At 67.9% G+C, this 20,989-nt stretch carries 17 protein-coding genes, 2 tRNA genes and 1 pseudogene; 9 read left to right on the top strand and 11 right to left on the bottom strand.

The features are described from left to right. Positions 1-490 precede the first annotated feature (490 nt). The 6 genes from rho to argS form a co-directional block, all read right to left on the bottom strand. Positions 491-2,497 (bottom strand): transcription termination factor Rho, encoded by a 2,007-nt coding sequence (gene rho / locus NP4_RS12675; RefSeq protein WP_067996938.1) that lies wholly within the window; start codon positions 2,495-2,497, stop codon positions 491-493. Positions 2,498-2,820: 323 nt separating this feature from the next. After that, positions 2,821-3,762, bottom strand: coding sequence for a homoserine kinase (gene thrB / locus NP4_RS12680; protein WP_067996941.1), 942 nt, complete (start codon positions 3,760-3,762; stop codon positions 2,821-2,823). Between the two features lie 25 nt (positions 3,763-3,787). Further along, the gene (thrC, locus tag NP4_RS12685; protein ID WP_067996942.1) at positions 3,788-4,870 is read right to left on the bottom strand and encodes a threonine synthase; all 1,083 of its coding nucleotides are present in this window, start codon (positions 4,868-4,870) and stop codon (positions 3,788-3,790) included. After that, on the bottom strand, positions 4,867-6,222 hold the full coding sequence (locus NP4_RS12690) for a homoserine dehydrogenase (RefSeq protein ID WP_067996945.1): 1,356 nt from the start codon (positions 6,220-6,222) through the stop codon (positions 4,867-4,869). The genes thrC and NP4_RS12690 overlap by 4 nt, the downstream gene beginning before the upstream one ends. Before the next feature lie 76 nt (positions 6,223-6,298). Beyond that, entirely contained in the window at positions 6,299-7,720 is a 1,422-nt protein-coding gene (gene lysA, locus NP4_RS12695; RefSeq protein ID WP_067996948.1) for a diaminopimelate decarboxylase, read from the bottom strand. Further along, positions 7,720-9,378 (bottom strand): arginine--tRNA ligase, encoded by a 1,659-nt coding sequence (gene argS / locus NP4_RS12700; RefSeq protein WP_067996950.1) that lies wholly within the window; start codon positions 9,376-9,378, stop codon positions 7,720-7,722. The genes lysA and argS overlap by 1 nt, the downstream gene beginning before the upstream one ends. 136 nt (positions 9,379-9,514) lie before the next feature. Between argS and NP4_RS12705 the strand changes: the two genes are divergently transcribed. The 5 genes from NP4_RS12705 (at position 9,515) to NP4_RS12725 (ending at position 13,078) form a co-directional block, all read left to right on the top strand. Continuing rightward, positions 9,515-10,402 (top strand): thioredoxin-like domain-containing protein, encoded by an 888-nt coding sequence (locus NP4_RS12705; protein ID WP_067996955.1) that lies wholly within the window; start codon positions 9,515-9,517, stop codon positions 10,400-10,402. Positions 10,403-10,404: 2 nt separating this feature from the next. Further along, a complete protein-coding gene (locus tag NP4_RS12710) occupies positions 10,405-11,079 on the top strand; it encodes a DUF305 domain-containing protein (RefSeq protein WP_067996957.1) in 675 nt (224 codons plus the stop codon). A gap of 99 nt (positions 11,080-11,178) precedes the next feature. Continuing rightward, a tRNA-Arg gene (locus NP4_RS12715) sits at positions 11,179-11,251 on the top strand. Between the two features lie 127 nt (positions 11,252-11,378). After that, positions 11,379-12,173, top strand: a complete 795-nt coding sequence (locus tag NP4_RS12720; RefSeq protein ID WP_067996960.1) for a thioesterase family protein — start codon at positions 11,379-11,381, stop codon at positions 12,171-12,173. Next, positions 12,170-13,078: an SDR family oxidoreductase gene (locus tag NP4_RS12725; RefSeq protein ID WP_067996964.1), complete on the top strand. Its 909-nt coding sequence runs from the start codon at positions 12,170-12,172 to the stop codon at positions 13,076-13,078. The genes NP4_RS12720 and NP4_RS12725 overlap by 4 nt, the downstream gene beginning before the upstream one ends. Here the strand turns inward: NP4_RS12725 and NP4_RS12730 are convergent. Next, positions 13,072-13,641, bottom strand: a complete 570-nt coding sequence (locus NP4_RS12730; protein ID WP_067996967.1) for a TetR/AcrR family transcriptional regulator — start codon at positions 13,639-13,641, stop codon at positions 13,072-13,074. The two genes, NP4_RS12725 and NP4_RS12730, sit on opposite strands and share 7 nt — an antisense overlap. Before the next feature lie 107 nt (positions 13,642-13,748). On the opposite strand from NP4_RS12730, the gene NP4_RS12735 reads away from it, so the two are divergent. The 3 genes and pseudogenes from NP4_RS12735 (at position 13,749) to NP4_RS42105 (ending at position 15,624) form a co-directional block, all read left to right on the top strand. Continuing rightward, positions 13,749-14,915, top strand: a complete 1,167-nt coding sequence (locus NP4_RS12735; protein WP_067996971.1) for an FAD-dependent oxidoreductase — start codon at positions 13,749-13,751, stop codon at positions 14,913-14,915. Between the two features lie 66 nt (positions 14,916-14,981). Further along, positions 14,982-15,419 (top strand): annotated as a pseudogene (locus tag NP4_RS43350) (class I SAM-dependent methyltransferase); the annotation flags it as partial. A 49-nt stretch (positions 15,420-15,468) separates the two neighbouring features. Then, entirely contained in the window at positions 15,469-15,624 is a 156-nt protein-coding gene (locus tag NP4_RS42105) for a hypothetical protein (protein WP_211335900.1), read from the top strand. Between the two features lie 2 nt (positions 15,625-15,626). Here the strand turns inward: NP4_RS42105 and NP4_RS12745 are convergent, their stop codons facing one another. Genes NP4_RS12745 through NP4_RS12755 form a run of 3 tightly spaced genes read right to left on the bottom strand, consistent with a single transcriptional unit; the run spans position 15,627 to position 19,242 of the window. Further along, positions 15,627-16,673, bottom strand: a complete 1,047-nt coding sequence (locus NP4_RS12745; protein ID WP_067996973.1) for an ABC transporter ATP-binding protein — start codon at positions 16,671-16,673, stop codon at positions 15,627-15,629. After that, a complete protein-coding gene (locus NP4_RS12750; protein WP_067996976.1) occupies positions 16,670-18,226 on the bottom strand; it encodes an ABC transporter permease in 1,557 nt (518 codons plus the stop codon). Before NP4_RS12750 ends, NP4_RS12745 begins: the two co-directional genes overlap by 4 nt. After that, positions 18,223-19,242 carry an iron ABC transporter substrate-binding protein gene (locus NP4_RS12755; protein WP_067996979.1) on the bottom strand — a complete coding sequence of 340 codons (1,020 nt, stop codon included), beginning with the start codon at positions 19,240-19,242 and terminating at the stop codon, positions 18,223-18,225. Before NP4_RS12755 ends, NP4_RS12750 begins: the two co-directional genes overlap by 4 nt. Positions 19,243-19,450: 208 nt before the next feature. Between NP4_RS12755 and NP4_RS12760 the strand changes: the two genes are divergently transcribed. After that, positions 19,451-20,860 (top strand): metallophosphoesterase, encoded by a 1,410-nt coding sequence (locus tag NP4_RS12760; RefSeq protein ID WP_067996981.1) that lies wholly within the window; start codon positions 19,451-19,453, stop codon positions 20,858-20,860. A 44-nt stretch (positions 20,861-20,904) separates the two neighbouring features. Here the strand turns inward: NP4_RS12760 and NP4_RS12765 are convergent. Next, positions 20,905-20,975, bottom strand: a tRNA-Cys gene (locus NP4_RS12765). Between the last annotated feature and the right edge of the window lie 14 nt (positions 20,976-20,989).

The following is a 20,989-nucleotide window of genomic DNA, read 5'->3' on the forward strand; positions in this document are numbered from 1 at the left end:
CAGCGGACCAGTATGCCAGAACCGCTGACACGCTCTCAAAACGCACCCCCGCACTGTTTCATTCCCGCACCCCGCGGAAGTCGAGTAGTTCGCTACTCGGGATCGCGTACACGGTTGTTCATAGAGTATCGCCAGGTGAGAACCGTGCGATTACGTGAAAGGAAAGCAGTGCATCTCCACGCCGCGTCCAGGTCCGCCGGCACGCGTCTGGCCGGATCGGCATTCGCGGCCCTGTTCCTGATGGTCGCCATCGGCTGGTGGCTGGCACCGGGTGACCGATATGCCGCCGCGCCACCCGATCCCCCTACCGCTACCCCCCGATTCGAATTCACCGCGACCGCCGTGTCGACCGGTGGCATCACCACGATCACCGCGGTGATCCTCGGATTCCTGATCGTCGGCGCCGCGGCGATCGGACTGATCTTCTACCCCCCGGCCCGCGAAATACCGCAGCGGCCCCGCCGAAGCAGGGCCGCCGTCGGTGCCGGTATCACTCCTCGAGCGCACCCGGTGCGGTCTTGGAGACCGTCATCAGGAACTCGAGGTTGCTCTTGGTCTTCTTCAGCCGGTCGATCAGCAGATCGATGGCCTGGTGCGAGTCCAGACCGGACAGCACTCGGCGCAGCTTGTGGATGACCGCGGCCTCGTCTGGATTCATCAGCAGGTCGTCACGACGGGTGCTGGACAGGTTGACATCGACCGCCGGGAACACGCGGCGCTCGGCGATCTTGCGATCGAGCTTGAGCTCAGCGTTACCCGTGCCCTTGAACTCCTCGAAGATGACGGTGTCACCGGTGGATCCGGTCTCGACCAGCGCCGTGGCGAGGATGGTGAGCGAGCCACCGTTCTCGATGTTGCGGGCCGCGCCGAGGAACCGCTTGGGCGGGTACAGCGCGGTGGAATCCACACCACCGGAGAGGATTCGGCCCGACGCCGGGGACGAGTTGTTGTACGCGCGCCCGAGTCGAGTGATCGAGTCCAGCAGCACCACGACGTCCTGACCCATCTCGACCAGCCGCTTGGCCCGCTCGATGGCGAGCTCGGCGACCGATGTGTGGTCGCCCGGCGGGCGGTCGAAGGTGGAGGCGATGACCTCGCCGCGTACGGAACGCTGCATATCGGTCACCTCCTCGGGACGCTCGTCCACCAGCACCACCATCAGGTAGCACTCGGGGTTGTTGGTGGCGATCGCGTTGGCGATGTCCTGGATGATCATCGTCTTACCCGCCTTCGGCGGTGACACGATCAGGGCGCGCTGTCCCTTACCGATCGGCATGATCAGATCGATGATGCGCGTGGTCAGCTTGTTGGGCTGGGTCTCCAGCCGCAGGCGCTGGTTCGGGTACAGCGGGGTCAGCTTGCCGAATTCCGGTCGGCGCCTGGCACTTTCGATATCCGAGCCGTTGACCGTGTCCAGCCGCACCAGGGGATCGAACTTCTGCCGCTGGTTGCCCTGCTCACCGTCGCGCGGCGCCCGGACCGCACCGGTGATGGCGTCACCGCGACGCAGGCCGTTCTTGCGGACCAGGTTCATCGACACGTACACGTCGTTCGGCCCGGCCAGGTAGCCCGAGGTGCGCACGAACGCGTAGTTGTCGAGCACGTCGAGAATGCCGGCGACCGGCTGCAGGACGTCGTCCTCGCGGATCTCGACCTCACCGCCGCCGCGGGTTTCGCCGCCCTCGCGGTCACGCCCGCGACGACGCTCACGGAAGCGGCGACCGCGACGGCCGCGGCCGCCCTCGTCGTCGTCGGCGTCCTTGTTGCGATCGCGATCGCGGTCGGCGCGGGTGCCGTTCTGGTTGGCCTGGTTGTTCTGGTTCTGGCCGTTCTGCTGGTTGCGGTCGCGGCGGCGATCGCCACCGTCCTGCTCCTGCTTGGCCTCGCCGTCCTTGGCCTCGGAGCCCGACGCATTCTCGGCGGTCGCCTCACCGGCGGCACCGCGCTGTTCGCGGCCCCGGCGCTGGCGACCCCGGCCGCGCTGACCACTCTCGCGCCCGGTGTCGTCCCCGGACTGAGCTGGGCGCGAAGCGGTTTCGGTGGTCTCGACGGGCGCGGCGCTCGCGGCCGGCTCATCGTGCGCGACGCTGTCGAGCGTCGGCTGCTCGACCCTCGCCCGGCTCTTGGCCGCGGCGTTCTTCGTCGAAGCGGTCTCACCACCCGACGCGGGCGCCTCGGTGGCCTGCGCGGTGGATTTCGCCGTCTCCGTCTTCACGTCACCCTTCTGACCGCGCGGAGCGGCCTTTCCGGACGTGGCGGCCTGATTCTCTTTGATGGCGGCGATCAGATCGCCCTTACGCATCCCGGAGGTGCCTCGGATACCGAGCTCGCCGGCAAGCGCACGCAACTGCGGCAACAACATTCCAGTCAGCCCCGATCGTGCGACGTCAGTGTGTTCGCTCATCTTCGAAATCTGTCCGGAGTCACTTTCGCGGCGGCCCGAGGAACGTTCATTGGTTTCCACCCCGGGTGTCGCGAGCAGGTCCGTATCTGTCACGGAGATCCTTTCCTTCCCTCGATTGCCGTGTGCTTATTCGAGGGTTTCGTCCCGAAGCCCGATCATCGCGCCGAGCTCGGATGCCGTATCGCCTGCCCCGCCGGACCGGCGGCCGTCACCACCTGGGCTTCGGCCACCGGATTACAAAGGTGGGAGAGATCATTCCAGTTGCTTTCCCCATATGTCCGAGACTCGTGTCCCGAGCCTGAGCAAGGAGCCTGCTGGAGCGATTGCCCTGATGAAGCACCGGCGTCTGACGCGCACGATGTACGGACGTGCTCAGGATAGCTCTCCCATTTCTCATCAGCAAGGCAGGCGCGCCGTCAATCCACCCGTACGCCGTCGGAAATGCTCGGCGTCACCACGCGCAAACCCTCGGCGGCGGCCTGTTCGTGCAGTTCGGCGGGCAATTCGGTGGTGCCGAACGCCAATACCGTCGGGCCCGCGCCCGAGACGACCGCGGCGATTCCCGCCTCGCGCAACCGCGTGACCCACCTGGTGGTCAGCGGCAGCGCCGAGGCGCGATACATCTGGTGCAACCGATCCGCGGTGGCGGGAAGCAGCAGGTCGGGGTGCTGGGTCAGGGCTACGACCGCGAGCGCGGCGCGGCTGGCGTTGAACGCGGCGTCGCCGTGCGGCACCAATTCCGGTAGCAGACCACGCGTATGCGCGGTGGCCGAGCGCTCCTCGGGAATGAAAACCGTCGTGCACAAGGCCGGATGCGGATCCAAACGCACCGCCCGGTAGGTCCGCGCGTGGTGATCCACGGCCGGATCGGCGGGCGGTTCGGTCCACGACACCACGATTCCGCCGAGTACGCTGGCGGCCGCATTATCGGGATGACCTTCGAATTCCGAAGCCAGTTGCACCAATTCGGCATCGTCGCAGGACAGCTCGGAATCGAATTTCGCGGCCAGACCGCGGCCGGCGGCCAATCCGCCCACCACCGCCGAGGCCGAGGAACCCAGGCCCCTGGAGTGCGGAATCACATTGCGGCACACGACATCCAGGCCATCGGCCCAGACCCCGGCGGACTCCAGGCCGCGTTCGATGGCCCGGACCACCAGATGCGAAGGGCCCCAAGGCACGTCGTCGGCGCCCTCACCCTCGACCTTGATGGTCAGCCCCGAATCGGTGGTCCGCACCTCGATCTCGTCGAACAGGCCCAGTGCGATGCCGAGGGAGTCGAATCCGGGTCCCAGATTGGCGCTGGACGCCGGAACCCTTGCCGTGACGGTGATCCCGGCCGGCAGGGTCCTGGTCATCACTTGACCTTCGCGGGAGCTCAACTCAGGCCAGCTTCAGCTCGTGGGCCACCGCGACGGGATCGACGCCGACGGCCCGCACCTCGGGCATGCCCTTCAGGGCGGTGTCCGGATCCTTGAGGCCATTGCCGGTCACCGTGCAGACCACGGTCAGCCCGGCATCGAGCCAGCCCTCCGCGCGCGCGGCCAGCAGACCGGCCACACTCGCCGCGGACGCGGGTTCGACGAAGACGCCCTCGGTGCTCGCCACCAGGCGATATGCCGCGAGGATCTCCTCGTCGGTGGCGGCCCGGAAGGCGCCACCGGACTCCTCCTTGGCATTCACCGCACCGTTCCAGGACGCGGGAGCGCCGATCCGGATCGCGGTGGCGATTGTTTCCGGATCCTTCACCGGAGCGCCGTTGACCAGTGGCGCGGCCCCGGCCGCCTGCACGCCCAGCATGCGCGGGCACGAGCCGGTGACGCCGTCGGCGTGATATTCGCTGTAGCCCTTCCAGTACGCGGTGATATTGCCCGCGTTGCCGACCGGCAGCGCGTGGACGTCCGGAGCCCGGCCGAGCACATCGCAGATTTCGAAGGCCGCGGTCTTCTGGCCCTCGATCCGCGCCGGATTCACCGAGTTCACGAGGCCGACCTGCGGAAATTCCGCGGTCACCTTGCGGGCAAGCTCGAGGCAGTCGTCGAAGTTGCCCTGCACCTGAATGATCTTGGCACCCAACATGACCGCCTGGGCCAGCTTGCCCATCGCGATCTTGCCCTCGGGGATCAGCACCGCACAGTGCATACCCGCGCGCGTGGCGTAGGCGGCGGCCGAGGCCGAGGTGTTGCCGGTGGAGGCGCACAGCACGGCCTTCTGGCCGCGGGCCTTCGCGTCGGTCATCGCCATGGTCATACCGCGGTCCTTGAAGGATCCGGTCGGGTTGGCGCCCTCGACCTTGAGGTAGACCTCGCAGCCGGTGAGTTCGGACAGATGATGCGCGGGCACCAACGGGGTGCCGCCCTCGAACAGCGTGACGGGCTCCCAGTCGCTGCCCACTGCTAGTCGATCGCGATAGGCCGCGATCAGACCCGGCCACGCGCTGTGGACCGGCGTTCCAGTGGTACTCATTCCTCGGTGCCTTCCAATCTCAAGACGCTGGTCACGGACGTGACGGATTCCAATTCGGCCAGTGCGGCCACCGTATCGGCCAGCGCCGACTCCTGTGCGTGGTGGGTGACCACGACCAGCCGCGCGCCCTCATCCGATCCCTCCTGGCGGACCGTCGAGATACTCACACCGTGCTTGGCGAACTCGCCGGCCACCGCCTGCAAAACGCCGGTGCGGTCGGCAACCTGCAGATTCACGTGATAACGGGTGGGCGTGTCGCCGATCGGCGCGATCGGCAGCTCAGCATAAACCGATTCGCCCGGCGCGCGACCACCGTAGAACTTGTTACGCGCCGCCATCACCAGATCACCCATGACGGCCGAGGCGGTGGGCGCGCCACCGGCCCCCTGGCCGTAGAACATCAACCGGCCCGCGTTCTGGGCCTCCACGACCACGGCGTTGAACGCGCCGTTGACCGCCGAGAGCGGATGCTTGCGCGGAATCAGCGCCGGGTAGACCCGCACCGAGATGCGTTCCTTACCGCCCTCGCCGGGTCCGGGCTCACCCGGTCCGGCGGGCACCCGCTCGCAGATCGCCAGCAGCTTGACCGTACAACCAACGGCCGCAGCGGTTTCCAGATCCTCAGCGGTGATCTTCGAGATGCCCTCGCGGTACACGTCCGCGGCGGTGACCCGGGTGTGGAAGGCCAGCGACGCGAGGATCGCGGCCTTGGCGGCGGCGTCGTAACCCTCGACATCGGCGGTCGGATCGGCCTCGGCATAGCCCAGCCGGGTGGCCTCCTTCAGCGTGATCTCGTAGTCGGCGCCGGTCTCGTCCATCGCGGAGAGGATGAAATTCGTTGTGCCGTTGACAATTCCGACCACCCGGTCGACCCGGTCGCCGGACAGCGACTGGATCAGCGGGCGCACCACCGGAATCGCGCCGGCGACGGCGGCCTCGAAATACAGGTCGGCACGGCTGGTCTCGGCCGCGGCGGCGAGTTCGCCGGTGTAGTCGGCCAGCAACGCCTTGTTGGCGGTGACCACGGACTTACCGGCCCGCAGCGCGGCGCCGATGAGACCGCGGGCGGGATCGATCCCGCCCATCACCTCGACCACCAGATCCACATCGTCGCGGGTGACCAGGGTCTCGGCATCGGTGGTGAGCAGTTCGGCGGGTACGCCGCGGTCGCGGTCGAGGTTGCGCACCGCGACGCCGCGCAGCACCAGCGGTGCGCCCACGCGCGAGCGCAGATCATCGGCGTGCTCGCGCAGGATGCGCACCACCTCGGTTCCGACATTGCCCATGCCGAGGACCGCGACACCGATCGGATGATCCGACCCGAATACGGCTCTGTTCCCGACCTCGGTCATGATGCTGCGTCCTCTCTCGCATGCCCGAGGGGCCCTACGTGGTTACGCAAGCTGCCTCCTCCGGGCCCTGACTCGGTCATGCGCTGACCTCCAAGCTCAACAGGTCCGCCACCGTCTCCCGGCGCAGGATCAGGCGGGCCCGCCCCTCGCGCACGGCCACCACGGCCGGGCGGGTGAGCAGGTTGTAGCGACTCGACATCGAATAGCAGTAGGCGCCGGTCGCCGCCACCGCGATCAGATCGCCCGGGCCCACATCGGCGGGCATCCAGGTATCACGGATAACGATATCGCCGCTCTCGCAATGCTTTCCGACCACCCGGGCCACCACCGGACCGGAATCGCTGCCGCGCGAGACCAGGCGACAGTCGTAGTCGGCCTGATACAGGGCGGGCCGGATGTTGTCGCTCATACCGCCGTCGACGCTGACGTAGCGTCGCCGCAGGCCGCCGTCGAGGCTGACGTCCTTGACGGTGCCGACCTCGTAGAGGGTCACTGTGCCGGGACCCGCGATGGCTCGGCCGGGCTCGACCGCGATGGTCGGGGTCGGCAATCCGATATGCGCGGCCTCCGAGCCGACCAGATCGCACACCTTCGCGGCGAAATCGTCCAGCGGTGGCGGATCGTCGTTCGGCAGATATGAAATACCCAGTCCGCCACCGAGATCCAGGGTGTGGATCTGCGCGGTGCGCTCCACCCCGAACTTGTCGATGGCATCGCGCAGCAGCCGCAGCATGCGCCGCGCCGAGATCTCGAAGCCGTCGATGTCGAAGATCTGCGAACCGATATGGCTGTGCAGGCCGACCAGGCGCAGATTATCCGATTCGAACACCCGGGCCAGCGCCTCCAGGGCGTCGCCACCGGCAATCGAGAAGCCGAACTTCTGATCCTCGTGCGCGGTCGAGATGTATTCGTGGGTATGGGCTTCCACGCCGACTGTGACGCGCACCAGCACGTCCTGCACCACCCCGGCGCGCCCGGCCACCGATTCGAGCCGATCGATCTCGATCAGCGAATCGACCACCACATGTCCCACGCCCGCGGCGACCGCGGCCTCGAGCTCGGCGACCGATTTGTTGTTGCCGTGCAGGGCGATCCGATGCGCCGGAAAGCCCGCGTGCAGCGCGACCGCCAGCTCGCCGCCGGAACACACGTCCAGCGACAGGCCCTCGTCACGCACCCAGCGTGCGATCTCCCCGCACAGAAAAGCCTTGGAGGCGTAGTGGACCCGCGCGTTGTCACCGAACGCCCGGACCATATCCCGGCAGCGGGAACGGAAGTCGTCCTCGTCGACCACGAACAACGGCGTGCCGTACTGCTCGGCCAGCTCGAGCACGGAGACGCCCGCCAGCCGCACGACACCGTCGTCGCCGCGAGAGGCGTTGCGGGGCCACACATTCGCGGGCAGATCGATCATGCGGGCCGGATCACTCGGCCGCTCGGGCAGATTGGGGGCGTGCGGGATCTCGGCGTGACGCGGCCCGGCCGGGTGAACGCTCATCACATCCTCTCCGGAGCTTTGACGCCGAGCAGCGCGAGGCCGTTGGCGAGAATCTGGCGGGTTGCGTTGACGAGTTCCAGGCGCGCGGCGTTGATCGGCGTGACCGGATCGTCGCCCTGCGGCAGGATGCGCAGGGTCTTGTTGGTCTGGAAGCGGTGGTAGGCGCCCGCGAGCTCCTCCAGATAGCGGGCCACGCGATGCGGTTCGCGCAGCGTCGCGGCGCTCGCCACGACGGCCGGGTACTCGCCCAGGGTGCGGATCAGCTCGCCCTCCTCGTCGGCGGTCAGCAGCGCGAGATCCGGTGCGACGCCGGCGAATCCGAGATCGGCGGCATTGCGGCCGACCGCACAGGTCCGGGCGTGCGCGTATTGCACGTAGTAGACCGGATTCTCATTGCTCTGCTTGGTCCAGACGTCGAGATCGATATCCATGCTGGTGTTGGCCGAGCTGCGCACCAGCGAATAGCGCGCGGCGTCGACGCCGATCAGCTCGACCAGATCGTCGAGGGTCACCACGGTGCCCGCGCGCTTGCTCATCCGCACGGCCACGCCGTCGCGCACCAGATTCACCATCTGGCCGATGAGTACCTCGACGGTCTTCGGATCGTCGCCGGAGGTCGCGGCGATCGCCTTCAAACGGCCGATATAGCCGTGATGGTCCGCGCCGAGCATGTAGATGCACAGATCGAAACCGCGGGCCCGCTTGTCCTGGTAGTAGGCGATGTCACCGGCGACGTAGGCGGCCTTGCCGTCGCTCTTGATGACGACCCGGTCCTGATCGTCGCCGTATTCGGAGCTGGCGATCCACCAGGCGCCGTCCTTCTCGTACAGCTTGCCCATCGTCTTGAGCCGCTCGACGGCCCGATCGACCGCGCCGGAGGCGAACAGCGAACTCTCATTGAAGTAGACGTCGAATTCGGTGCCGAAGTCGTGCAGGGTCTGCTTGATGTGGGTGAACATCAGCTCGACGCCCTCGCGGCGGAACAGCTCGTGCCGTTCGGCCTCGGGCAGGTTCACCGCCTCGGGATGGGCGCTGACGATCCGCTCTGCGATCTCGCCGATATAGGCGCCCGCGTAGCCGTCCTCGGGCGTCGGGGCGCCGGTGGCCGCGGCCACCAGGGAGTTGGCGAACCGATCGATCTGCGCGCCGTTGTCGTTGAAGTAGTACTCGCGGGTGACGTCGGCGCCCTGCGCGGCCAGGATCCGGCCCAGCGCGTCGCCGACCGCGGCCCAACGGGTACCGCCCAGATGCACCGGCCCGGTCGGATTCGCGGATACGAATTCCAGATTGATCTTGCTACCGGACAGTGCGGTGGAGGTGCCGTAGGACGCGCCCGCCGCGCGGATCTGCTCGAGGATCGCGCCCTGCGCCGCGGCCGCGAGCCGGATGTTGAGGAAGCCCGGACCCGCGACCTCCGCGACCTCGATCCCCTCGGCCGCCGACAGCGCCTCGGCCAAGAGCCCGGCCAGTTCGCGCGGATTCAATCCCGCCTTCTTGCCCACCTGCATGGCCACATTCGTGGCATAGTCACCGTGTTCGGGATTGCGGGGACGCTCCACCTTGACCTCGTCGGGCAGGACCGAAGGGTCCGATCCACGGTCGACAAGCACCTTCGCCGCGGTAGCACGAAGGAGATCTGCAAGGTCAGCTGGAGTCACGAGTCCTTATCCTATGGTCTGAGCAGGCGTCCACCGTCATCGGGCACCACTGGGCAGGCACCCAGCAAACCGGGCCGGCAACACCAGCTTGCCGCATTGCGGGACCGTCCGACATGTCGAAGAGAGCACATCAGCGATGCCGAACACCAGCGCGAAATCGGCCAAGGCGATTCGTGCCGCCGCCAAATCCGCACCCGCCCGCAAAACCGGGGGCACCGGAAAGAAGCCTTTCGGGAGCCGAATTCCCTGGCCCGCCATCGGGGCCGCCGTCGTGATCATCGGCCTGATCGCCGCGCTCGCGGTGTATCTGGTGCCGAAATATCAGGAGAAGGCGGATGCGGAGAAATTCACCCCCACCGCCGAGCGCAAGGATCCGTCGAGCGCGATCGGCGGCGTGGTGACCAAGGAGTACAAGGCCGGTCTGCACGTGCGCGCCCCGCAGCGGGTGGCCTACGACATGAGCCCGCCGATGGGCGGACCGCACGACGAGTCGTGGGCGGCCTGCACCGGCGTGGTCTATCCCAAGGCCATTCGCACCGAGAACGCGGTCCACGCCCTCGAACACGGCGCGGTGTGGATCGCCTACAACCCCGACAAGGTCAGCGGATCGGCCCTCGACGGACTGAAGCAGAGGGTGCAGAACAAGCCCGCGATGCTGATGTCACCGTATCCGGGCCTGGACCATGCGATCTCGCTGCAGTCGTGGGGGCATCAGCTCAAGCTCGACGACGCCGGGGACAAGCGCGTCGGCGAATTCATCACGGCCCTGCGGCTGAACCAGTACGCGTATCCGGAAGTCGGTGCCGCCTGCGACAATCCGACGTTCGACACCAACAATCCGCCGCCGTTCGATCCCACCCCGACCGGTCCGGACGCGGTGCCGATGGACGGTAAGGGCCTGACCCCGTCGACCGACGAGGGCATCGGCGGGATGCCCGGCGGCGGCATCCCGGGCATCCCCGGTCTGCCCGGCATGCCCGGCGTCCCCGGCGGCGTGCCCGGACAGCCCGCGCCGAAGCAGTAGTCGTGACGATCGACCGCCCCGGCGCGCGGCAGCGCACGGCCGTCCTCGTCCTGTCGGTGGTCGGGGTGCTGCTGGCCGGATTCGCCCTCGGCCTGATCGCGCGAATCCCCTTGCAGCACCGCCCCGATGCCGCGCCCGGAGCGGTCGACACGGGCTTCTGTCAGGACATGTCCGTCCATCACGCACAGGCCGTGCAGATGGCCGGACTGGAACTGTCCGGCGGCAGCGACCCCGATGTGAAACGGCTGGCCTACGACATTCTGACCACCCAGCAGAATCAGGCCGGCCGCATGCAGGGCTGGCTCCAGCTGTGGGGCAAGCCGACCCTGGATCCCGACGGCTATATGGGCTGGATGACCGCAACCCCTACCGGCCACGACCACGATATGCAGCACCAGATGTCCGGCCCCGTGCAGACCATGCCCGGCATGGCCACCCCCGAGGAACTCGACCAGCTGCGCCGCACCACAGGCCCCGCCCAGGACACCCTGTTCCTCCAACTGATGCTGCGCCACCACCAGGGCGGCCTGTCGATGATCGAATACGCCACCACCCGAGCCGACACCGATCCCGTCCGTTCGCTGGCCAGCAGCATGAACACCACCCAACAGGGTGAGATGCAGCTCATGACCAAGATGCTCACCGCTCGCGGCGCCACCACCCTCCCCCTCAACTGATCCCCGCTCACCCCGCTTTTTGGCGCACGCCCCCCGATGCGATACGCTTTCCCAGCCCGATCGGACGACGTGCAAACAACGACGACCGGGTCCACCCCCGCCCTCGTAGCTCAGGGGATAGAGCGTCTGCCTCCGGAGCAGAAGGCCGCAGGTTCGAATCCTGCCGAGGGCACCGAAAGCCTCGATCGGTTCCGACGATCGGGGCTTTTGTCGTCGGCGGTCAATTGCCGCGCGCGCTCGTATCGTCGGTACCCATGTGGGCATGGAGAGCGGGTGAGGGGGTGCGGTAGGAAGGTCGTATGGAGGCTTTCTATCTGCCCGATCCGAGCGACCCGACGCGGTTCGAATCGACCGAACTGACGCGTGGGCCCTGGGCGGCCGACGCGCAGCATGCGGGGCCGCCGTCGGCGCTGCTCGGGCATGTCGTCGAGCGGTGCGAGCCGCGCGAGGGCTTCCGGGTGGCCCGGATCGCGGTGGAGATTCTCGGGCCGGTGCCGCTGGCGCCGGTGGTGGTGGAGGCCAGGGTTACGCGGCCGGGGCGCAGCGTCGAATTGGTCGAGGCGACAATGCGTTCCGCGCAGGGGCCGGTGCTGCAGGCCAATGCCTGGCGGATCCGGCAGGCCGACCCGGAGCTGGATCTGCCGGAGACGGCGCTGGCGAGTGGCACGCGCCCGGGACCCGATACGGTCGCCGAGGCGTCGGACTTTCCGACCGCGCACGAGATCGGCTTCCACACCGGTATCGAATATCGCTTCGCCTCCGGCGGTTTCATCCAGCCCGGACCCGCGGTGTGCTGGATGCGCCTGCGCCGCCCGGTGGTGGCCGGGACCGTGCCCAGCCCGCTGGAACGCACCCTCGTCGCCGCCGATCACGGCAATGGGATCAGCACCGTTCTGGATTGGGAGACATACCTTTTCATCAATACCGATCTGACCGTCACCCTGCACCGCGAGCCCGTCGGCGAGTGGATCTGCCTCGACGCCGTCACCTACCCGGAACGCAGCGGCATCGGTTTGGCGGAATCGCGGCTGTTCGACGAGAAGGGCCCGGTGGGTCGCGGCACCCAGACGCTGTTACTCGGCAGGCGGAAATGACCGGGCCGCTGCGGGATCGGATCGCGCTGGTCGCGGGGGCCACGCGCGGTGCGGGTCGAGGCATTGCCGCGGGGCTCGGCGAGGCCGGGGCCACCGTGATCTGCACCGGCCGCAGCAGCGTCCACGGCCGCGGCGGCTCCGATTACGATCGGCCCGAAACCATCGAGGAGACGGCCGATCTGGTGACGAGTCTGGGCGGCGTGGGAATCGCCGCGCAGGTCGATCACCTCGATTCCGAACAGGTCCGTGACCTCGCGGACCTGGTGCGCCGCGACCACGGCCGCCTCGACATCCTGGTCAACGATCTGTGGGGTGCGGAACGCCTCAAAGGCGAACCGGCGCAGTGGAATACACCGATCTGGGAGCATGATCTCGCGGCTGGGCGACGCATCCTCGATCTCGGCGTCACCAGTCATCTGATCACCTCGCACCACCTGCTCCCGCTGCTGATCGAGCGCCCCGGCGGACTGCTGGTCGAAATCACCGACGGTACAGCGGAATTCAACGCGGACAACTACCGCATCTCGGTGTTCTACGATCTGGCCAAGGTCGCGGTCAACCGGCTCGCCTACTCCCAGGGCCACGAACTGGCCCCGCACGGCGCGACGGCCGTCGCCCTCACGCCCGGGTGGCTGCGCTCGGAGATGATGCTCGACGCCTACGGCGTGACCGAGGCGAATTGGCGCGATGCCCTGAGACCCGATCGTCCGGACGAGAAACCCACCGCCCCAGCGGGTTTCGCGGAATCGGAATCACCGCGCTATATCGGACGCGCCGTCGCGGCCCTGGCCGCCGACCCGGACCGCGCCCGCTGGAATCAACAGTCCCGCACCGTCGCCGACCTCGCCCGCGAATACGGTTTCACAGATCTCGACGGCAGACGCCCCGACACCTGGGCTCACTGATCGGTCAGATACCGCTGCAGGGTCGCGCCGATATCGGTGACGATCTGCTCATGGCTCAACGCCACCACCGGCTGCAGTCGTAATACGTAGCGGCACAGCGCCAATCCCAGAATCTGGGTCGCGATGAGACCGGCCCGGCGGGGTGCGTCCGCCGGATCGCCGACGCGCAGGATCACCGGCATCACCTGTTCGGTGAACACCCCCCGGACCCGATCCACCACCTCCTCGTCGGTGACCGCCGAGCGCAGCAGGGTCAGCAGAATATCGCTGCCCGGCGGAGCCTCCCACAGCTCGAGAAATCGCCGAGCCAGCAGCTCACCCAGCGAATCCTGTTCCGCCGCCGCCAGATCCGGCAGATCCAGTTCGACATCCAGCGCCGCGGCGAACAGCCCGTCCTTGTTGCCGTAATAGCGCATCACCATCGACGGGTCGATTCCGGCATCGGCCGCGATCGCACGGATCGTCGCCTTGCGGAACCCGTCCTCGGCGAAGCGGCGGCGCGCGGCCTCCAGAATCGCCGCGCGGGTGGTGTCGGAGCGGCGTGGCGTGGTCTCGGCGATCATGCCAACGAATGTAGGCCAACAACTGTTGACACGCCAGTCCACCCGGCCGTACGGTTGATGCCAACAGTCGTTGGCCAACAATTGTTGGCACACTTGAGGAGCACGTCATGAGCGAGATTCCCGCCTCCGCATCGGTCGTCGTCGTGGGCGCCGGACCGACCGGCCTCACCGCGGCCGTCATGCTGGCCGACGCGGATATCGATGTCGTCGTCCTGGACGGACTGGCCGAGGGCGCCAACACCTCCCGCGCGGTGGCCCTGCACGCCCGCACGCTGGAGGTGCTGCGCGAGCTCGGCATCGCGGACGAACTGCACGATCGAGGACTCGAGGTGCCCCGGTTCACGCTGCGCGACGGGGGCCATCGGCTGGGCACGATCTCCTTCGCCGGACTCGATACCCACTATCCCTATGTGCTGTCCCTCGGTCAGCAGATCACCGAGAGCGTCCTGCTGACCAGGCTGCGCAAGGCGGGCGGCGATGTGCACCGGCCGTACCGGGTCACCGCGGTGCGCGGCGACGATACCGGCGTCACCGTCGAATACACCGATGCCGCAGGCGGTTCCGGCTCTATTCGGGCGGACTATGTGATCGGCGCGGACGGCATGCACAGTGTGGTCCGCGATCAGGCGGGCATCGGGTTCACCGGCGACACCTATCCCGAATCCTTCGTCCTGGCCGATGTGCGGATGGACTGGCCGGATTCGCGCGATCAGCTGACGCTGCAACTGTCCCGGGAGGGCATCACCGTCATCGCACCGCTGCCCGATGAGACCCCCGATCGCTTCCGCGTGGTCGCCACGGTCGATCGCGCGCCGGAACATCCGACGCTGGCGGATATCCAGGCCATCCTCGACGCCCGCCGCCCGGGCGCGCGGATTCGAGAATTGCTGTGGAGCTCGCGATTCCGCGTCCACCATCGGGTCGCAGAGACCTACCGCGCGGGTCGAATCCTGCTCGCGGGCGACGCCGCCCACGTGCACAGCCCGGCGGGCGGACAGGGTATGAACACCGGTATCCAGGACGCGGCCTTGCTCGGCACGCTGCTCGCGCTGGTACTGGGCGGCGAATCCCCGGATCTGCTCGACACCTACGAGTCACGCCGCCGCCCGATCGCCCTCGGCGTCGTCGCCCTCACCGACCGCATGACGACCATGGCCACCCTGCGCTCGCGGCCCGCCCGAACCGTGCGCAATGCGGCGATCCGCCTGCTCACCCACATTCCCGCTGTCCGCCACCGCATCGCCTACCAGCTGTCCGAACTCTCCAACCACTGACCGCTCGCGCCCCGATTCCGGCGGAAACGCCCGCCGGAACCGTCGCGAAGATGGACACTTCGAACCATGTCGCCCGCTACGCCGCTGTCGGCAGAGCGTCTGTTCGACGCGCTCGGCGCCGAGTACGAACACGCCTACGCCGCGCTGCCCGAGCGGCATGCCGCCCTGGAATGGCTGGTCGGGCGATTACCGGCCGGGGCGCATATCCTCGACATCGGCAGCGGCACCGGGATTCCCGCCGCACAGGTCTTGTCCGGCAACGGGTTTCGCGTGGACGGTATCGACGTCTCCCCCGTCATGATCGAACTCGCCCGGCGACGGGTCGCCGCCGCCTCCTTTCGACAGACCGATGTTCGCGAATATCAGGCCGAACCCGCGAGCTTCGACGCCGTCTGCGCATTCTTCCCGCTGCTGCAGATGAGCCGCCCCGAGATCGACGAAACCCTGTGCCGCATGGCGAGCTGGCTACGGCCCGGCGGATATCTGATGGTCGCGACCGTGCCCGTCGACGTGGATCGCATCGACACCGAGTTCATGGGCCATCCGGTTTCGGGTGAGCAGTTATGCCACACCGCATTTCGTGGCCAAGGTGCGCGAGGCAGGGGTCGAGATCATCGAGAAGCGGGAGAGTACGTTCCGGCCCGACCATCCCAACGCGCTGCCCGAGCCGCATCTGTTCGTCTACGCCCGTCGCCCGCAAGCGAATTGAGTTCAGGACACCGGAAAGGCCGTTGCGTCGCCGGTGATCTCGATGCGCACCCGAGACTCCACTGGCGCGGCCCCGACGCTCGCGCACCGCACCTGAATGGGATCGGCGCGATCGTCCAGCGCAATGGTCAAGATGGTGTCGGCGCCCCGGAATTCGGCGGCGCGGACGACTCCGATACTCGCTTCGCTCTCCGAAACCGAGTGCGCGACAAGCTGTTCCGGTCGCAGCATCAGGGTAGCCGGACCCGTCGAAGCGCCATTGCGCACCGGCACACGCCCCAGCAAGCCCTCGGCCACCCCGTTGTCGACCACCGCGTCCACCAGGACACAGTCACCGAGGAATTGAGCGGTGAACAGATCGGCCGGATTCGCATAGACCAGTTCGGGCGTGCCGACCTGGGTGAAGCGGCCCGCCCGCATGACCGCGACCTGATCGGCGAACGACAGCGCCTCCTCCTGATCGTGGGTGACCAGAATGCTGGTCATTCCGGCCGCGCGCAGCGTTTCGGCCACCGCCTGGCGGGTCGCGGCGCGCAACCCGGTGTCCAGCGCGCTGAACGGCTCGTCCAGCAGCATCACCTGCGGTTTACGAGCCATGGCCCGCGCCAGGGCGATTCGTTGCTGCTGCCCGCCGGACAGTTCGTGCGGGCGGCGTCCGGCATAGGAGGCGTCCAGCGACACCATTTCCAGCAGTTCGAGCACCCGCTCGCGATGGCGTCGCCGATCGGTGATGCCGCCCAGACCGTAGGCGATGTTCTGGGCCACGGTCAGATGCGGGAACAGCGCGCCGTCCTGCGCCACATAGCCGATATTGCGGCGATGCGCGGGTTTGCGGAAGCGTTCCCGCGCGACGACTTCCCCGCCGATCGACACCGATCCGGCATCGGGCGCCTCGAAGCCCGCGATCACCCGCAGCAGCGTGGTCTTCCCGCACCCGGACGAGCCGACCACCGCGGTCGAGGTCCCGTCGGGCACTTCGAGATCCAGGCCGCCGAGCACCCGGGTGGACCCGAACGACTTCACCAGTTCGGAGATCACCAGACGACTCATACCCCCGCCGCCTTTCTGGACTGGGTGAACAGCAGATACGTCACCGGAATCGACACCACGATCATGATCAGGGCATACGGCGCGGCGGCCGCGTAATCCAATTCGCCCGAGGCCGCCCAGAATCCCATCGCCAGGGTTCGGGTTCCGTTGGGCGCCAACAGCAGTGTGGCCGTCAGCTCGGTCGCCACGGCCACGAAGACCAGTGCCGCCGCGGCCGCGGCGGCGGGCGCGGTCAGCCGCAATGTCACGCGCAGGAAGGTGACCGGGCCGGATTTCCCCAGCGCCCGCGACATCTCCTCGAGACCCACCGGCACCTGGGCCAGCCCGGCCCGCACGCTCACCAGCGCCCGCGGCAGGAACATGAGCGTATACGCGGCCAGCACCATGGCCGCGGTCTGATACACCCCGGGCAGATAGCGGATGGTCACCGTCACCATGGCCAGCGCGATGACGATGCCGGGCAGCGAACTGGTGATGTAGTTGCAGCCCTCGATGATTCGCGCGAACACCGACTGCGACCGCACCGCGATCCATGCCACCGGGAACGCGCACAGCGTCGTGATCACCGCCGCGGTGAGCGCCAAACCCACTGTCTGGGCCAGCGATTCGCCGATCTCGCCGCCGTCCCACACCGCGGCGCCGCCGATCCGCAACCAGCGCACGACCGTCCACAGCGGCACGCCCAACGCCGCGGCGAGCACCGCCGCCAGCATGCCCAGAGCCGCAACGGCCCACCACCCCAACCGGATTCGCGTCGCCGCTCGCGGCGCTCCCGCACCCACCCGGGCATAGCGCGCCCGGCCACGCACCGCGGCCTCGGCGGCGAGCAGGACCAGACAACACAGCACCAGCACTCCGGCCAGCATGCTGCCCGCAGGTCCGGCGAAACTCGACTGGTACTGCTCGAAGATGGCCGTGGTGAAGGTGTCGAAGCGGATCATCACGAACGCGCCGTATTCGGCCAGCAGATGCAGCGCGATGAGCAGCGCCCCGCCGAGGATCGCCAATCGCAACTGCGGCAGCACGATTCGCGCGAACACCGCCACCGGCCCGGAGCCCAGCGCCCGCGCCGACTCCTCCACCGCCGGATCCAACCGCCGCAGTGTGGCCGCCGCGGGCAGGTACACCAGCGGGAAATACGACATGGTGGTGACCAGCACCCCGGCCCCGAGCCCGTGCAGCGCCGGGAACACACTGACCCAGCCGTAGCTGTTGACGAACGCCGGAACCGCCAGCGGCGCGGCCAACATCGGCCCCCACCAGCTCGCGCCGGGCACATCGGTGCGCTCTACGATCCAGGCCAGCCCGACCCCGAGCACGACGCATACCGGCACCGTGAGCGCGACCAAACCGGCGGTGTTGCGGAGCAATTCGCCCACCCGCGGCCGGAACACCAACTGCGCGGCCTCGTGCGGTCCGGTGGAGAACAGGGTCGAGACGATATAGCCCAGCGGCACGAAGGTCGCGGCCACCAGTAGCAGCGCGATACCCGTGACCGCGTACCCGGGCCGACCGGCCCGGGCGGGCGCGCCCGTCCCGACCGTGACGGTCAGAGTAGGCCCGCCTCGGTCATCAGCTCGTGCACCTTCTTCGCGTCGAGCCGGCTCGGATCGATCTTGGGCGCCTGGAGGCTGTCCAGCGGCGGCAGCACCGGATTGGCGGGCACGTCGACCGAGACCGGATATTCCATCGAGGTACCGTCGCGCAGTACGCGCTGGCCCGCGGTGCTGGTGATGAACTTGACGAACTTCTGCGCGTTCTGCTGCTTCTTACTGGACTTCAGCACGCCGCCGCCGGAGGTCGACACGAATGCGCCGGGGTCCTGGTTCTTGAAGAAGTGCAGATCGGTATTGCTGGAGTTCTGCCTGGTCGCGGCCTGATCGCGGAACCAGTAGTAGTGGTAGATGACCGCGCCGTCGAACTGCCCTGTGTTCACGTTCTTCATCGCGGTGGTGTTGTTCTGCGAGGACGCGGCGTTTTCCTTCATACCCTTCAGCCACGCCCGGGTGGTGTCCTCACCCTTCAGCTCCAGCAGCGCCGCGACGATGGCCTGGAAATCCGCACCCGCGGTTCCGGCGGTCCAACGGCCCTTCCACTGCGGCTGGGCCAGATCCAGCAGCGAGCCGGGCAGCTGATCCTGCGGCAATTTGTCCCGGTTGTAGACGAAGACCGTCGAGCGCGCCGCGACGCCGACCCATTTACCGGTGGACGGGCGGTACTGCTCGGGAATCTGGGCGAGGGTGTCGGCGTCGATATCGGCGAACAGATCCGCGTCCTCGACCAGTGCCATCGCCGGGGAGTTCTCGGTGAGGAAGATGTCGGCGGGCGAATTCTTGCCCTCGGCCACCAGCTGGTTGGCCAGATCGGTGTCGCCGCCGTTACGCAGGGTCACCTTGACGCCGGTCTGCTTGGTGAACGCGTCCGCCCACTCCTTGGTCAGCGATTCGTGCTGGGCGTTGTAGACCAGGATTTCGTTCTCGTCCTTGGACGCATTCGAGCAGGCAGTCGTGGCCGCGAGCACGGTCAGTGCCGCGAGCGCACCGGTCAGCAGTTTCCATCGGGCCGCCACGGGCCCTCCTTTCGCCGCTCGATCGCTGAGGTTTGGCTAACCAAGCTACTCGCTGGCATACCGGTTCGCAGTGCGACCCCCGAGTCCCCGCGACCGGCGGGTTACGGGCGGTCGACGTCCCGGGGAACACCGCGTCGGCGGCGTCGAAGGGCCGTATGGTGCACATGACCGCCGATTCCCGGAGTGTGGTTCCGCCGAGGGAGGATCAATGAGCTGCTGTGGGCCGAATCGCCGGCGGGCGCTGGCCGCGCTGGGTCTGGCCGCCGCGATGCCGCTGCTGACCGTCCGCGGTGCGGGTTCGGCTCGGGCGCAGGGAGGTTCGTTGTCGGCCACCGACCTGGAACTGGTGACGATCACCCCGACCTCCGCGGTCCTCACCTGGACCACGCTCGAGGCGGGCAGCAACGCGCCGGTCGAGACGGATACCGAAGTCCGTGTGGCCCCGGCCGATTCGCCCGGGCCGGCCCGGGTGATCCTGTCCGATCCCGAGCCGACCCCCTATCACTACGCGGAGATCACCGGCCTCGAACCCGGCCGTCGCTATCGCTTCGAGGCCTGGTCGCGGGGTGTACGCGCCACGCCCGCACCGAATTTCGCGACCCGGATGCCCGGTTCGCCGGAGTGCGTCGGTGAATTCACCACGCTCACACCGCCGCCCGGACGTCTGCTGCGCACCCTGGCCCTGTGCAACGACGTCCATCTGGGCGAGGAGGTGAGCGGTCTCATCGCCGCCGGACTGCCCCCGGGGGTGCATCAGGAGCCCGGCCTGCCGCCCTATCCGGAGGTGATGCTCACCGCGCTGCTCGACGATCTGCGCCGCCCCGACCGCGGCGTGGACCAGTTGTTGCTCGCCGGTGATCTCACCTCGGAGGCCACGCCCGAGCAAAGCCGTGGTGTCCGAAGGCTTCTCGACGGCTGGGGCACGGCGGGCAAGGACTGGTTCGCTGCCCGGGGCAACCACGACCGCCCGCATGTGGGCGCGGACTACGACAGCTGCCCGGTCGTCCCCGGCACCGATCATCACGATTGCTGGGGCGAATCCTTCCTCCCCCGAGGCGAACTGGCCGAATACGACCTGGGCGGCCTGCGTCTGCTCGGCCTGGACACCACCGCCCTCGACGCCGCGGGGGGAATGATCGACCGAGCCCAATTCGACCGCCTGCGTACGATTCTCGCCGCCGATCCCGACCGGCCCACCCTGGTATTCGGCCACCACCCCGTCACCTTCGAATCGGCCCTGACCAATATCGGCGGCCCCGATTTCGTCCTGAACCGCACCGACGCCGCCGAACTCCAATCGCTCTACCGCACCGCCCCCGGCGTCTTCCTTCACCACAGCGGCCACACCCACCGCAACCGCCGCACCCGCCCCGACATCCCCCTGAACGTCGAATTCCTGGAGGTGGCAGCCGTCAAGGAATACCCCGGCGGCTACACCCTCCTCCACCTCTACGAGGGCGGCTACCAGGCCACCTTCTACAAAACCCGCACCCCCGACGCCCGCCGCTGGAGCACCAGAACCCGAGCCGAGTACTTCGGCCTCATCCCCGAATACACCCTCGGCACCACAGCCGACCGCAATCACGTAGTCCTACGCGACCTTTCGGGCCTCACCTGATTGCAACTCGTAAACCTGAAAGGTTTGCGGCGCAAATTGCACAGAGCGAGCGGCGGGATTCGAACCCGCGTAAACGGTTTTGCAGACCGGTCCCTGGCCACTCGGGCACGCCCGCCGATGTTCTCCATA

Origin of the sequence: Nocardia pseudobrasiliensis NBRC 108224 (genome assembly GCF_001613105.1) — a bacterium.
In the GTDB taxonomy this organism is placed as follows: Bacteria; Actinomycetota; Actinomycetes; order Mycobacteriales; family Mycobacteriaceae; genus Nocardia; species Nocardia pseudobrasiliensis.

What these genes read in the sequence shown, in the direction of transcription:
- thrB (WP_067996941.1), bottom strand. Translation starts at nt 3,762, where the DNA reads ATGACCAGGACCCTGCCGGCCGGGATCACCGTCACGGCAAGGGTTCCG.
- thrC (WP_067996942.1), bottom strand. Translation starts at nt 4,870, where the DNA reads ATGAGTACCACTGGAACGCCGGTCCACAGCGCGTGGCCGGGTCTGATC.
- NP4_RS12690 (WP_067996945.1), bottom strand. Translation starts at nt 6,222, where the DNA reads ATGACCGAGGTCGGGAACAGAGCCGTATTCGGGTCGGATCATCCGATC.
- lysA (WP_067996948.1), bottom strand. Translation starts at nt 7,720, where the DNA reads ATGAGCGTTCACCCGGCCGGGCCGCGTCACGCCGAGATCCCGCACGCC.
- NP4_RS12705 (WP_067996955.1), top strand. Translation starts at nt 9,515, where the DNA reads ATGCCGAACACCAGCGCGAAATCGGCCAAGGCGATTCGTGCCGCCGCC.
- NP4_RS12720 (WP_067996960.1), top strand. Translation starts at nt 11,379, where the DNA reads ATGGAGGCTTTCTATCTGCCCGATCCGAGCGACCCGACGCGGTTCGAA.
- NP4_RS12725 (WP_067996964.1), top strand. Translation starts at nt 12,170, where the DNA reads ATGACCGGGCCGCTGCGGGATCGGATCGCGCTGGTCGCGGGGGCCACG.
- NP4_RS12730 (WP_067996967.1), bottom strand. Translation starts at nt 13,641, where the DNA reads ATGATCGCCGAGACCACGCCACGCCGCTCCGACACCACCCGCGCGGCG.
- NP4_RS12735 (WP_067996971.1), top strand. Translation starts at nt 13,749, where the DNA reads ATGAGCGAGATTCCCGCCTCCGCATCGGTCGTCGTCGTGGGCGCCGGA.
- NP4_RS12745 (WP_067996973.1), bottom strand. Translation starts at nt 16,673, where the DNA reads ATGAGTCGTCTGGTGATCTCCGAACTGGTGAAGTCGTTCGGGTCCACC.
- NP4_RS12760 (WP_067996981.1), top strand. Translation starts at nt 19,451, where the DNA reads ATGAGCTGCTGTGGGCCGAATCGCCGGCGGGCGCTGGCCGCGCTGGGT.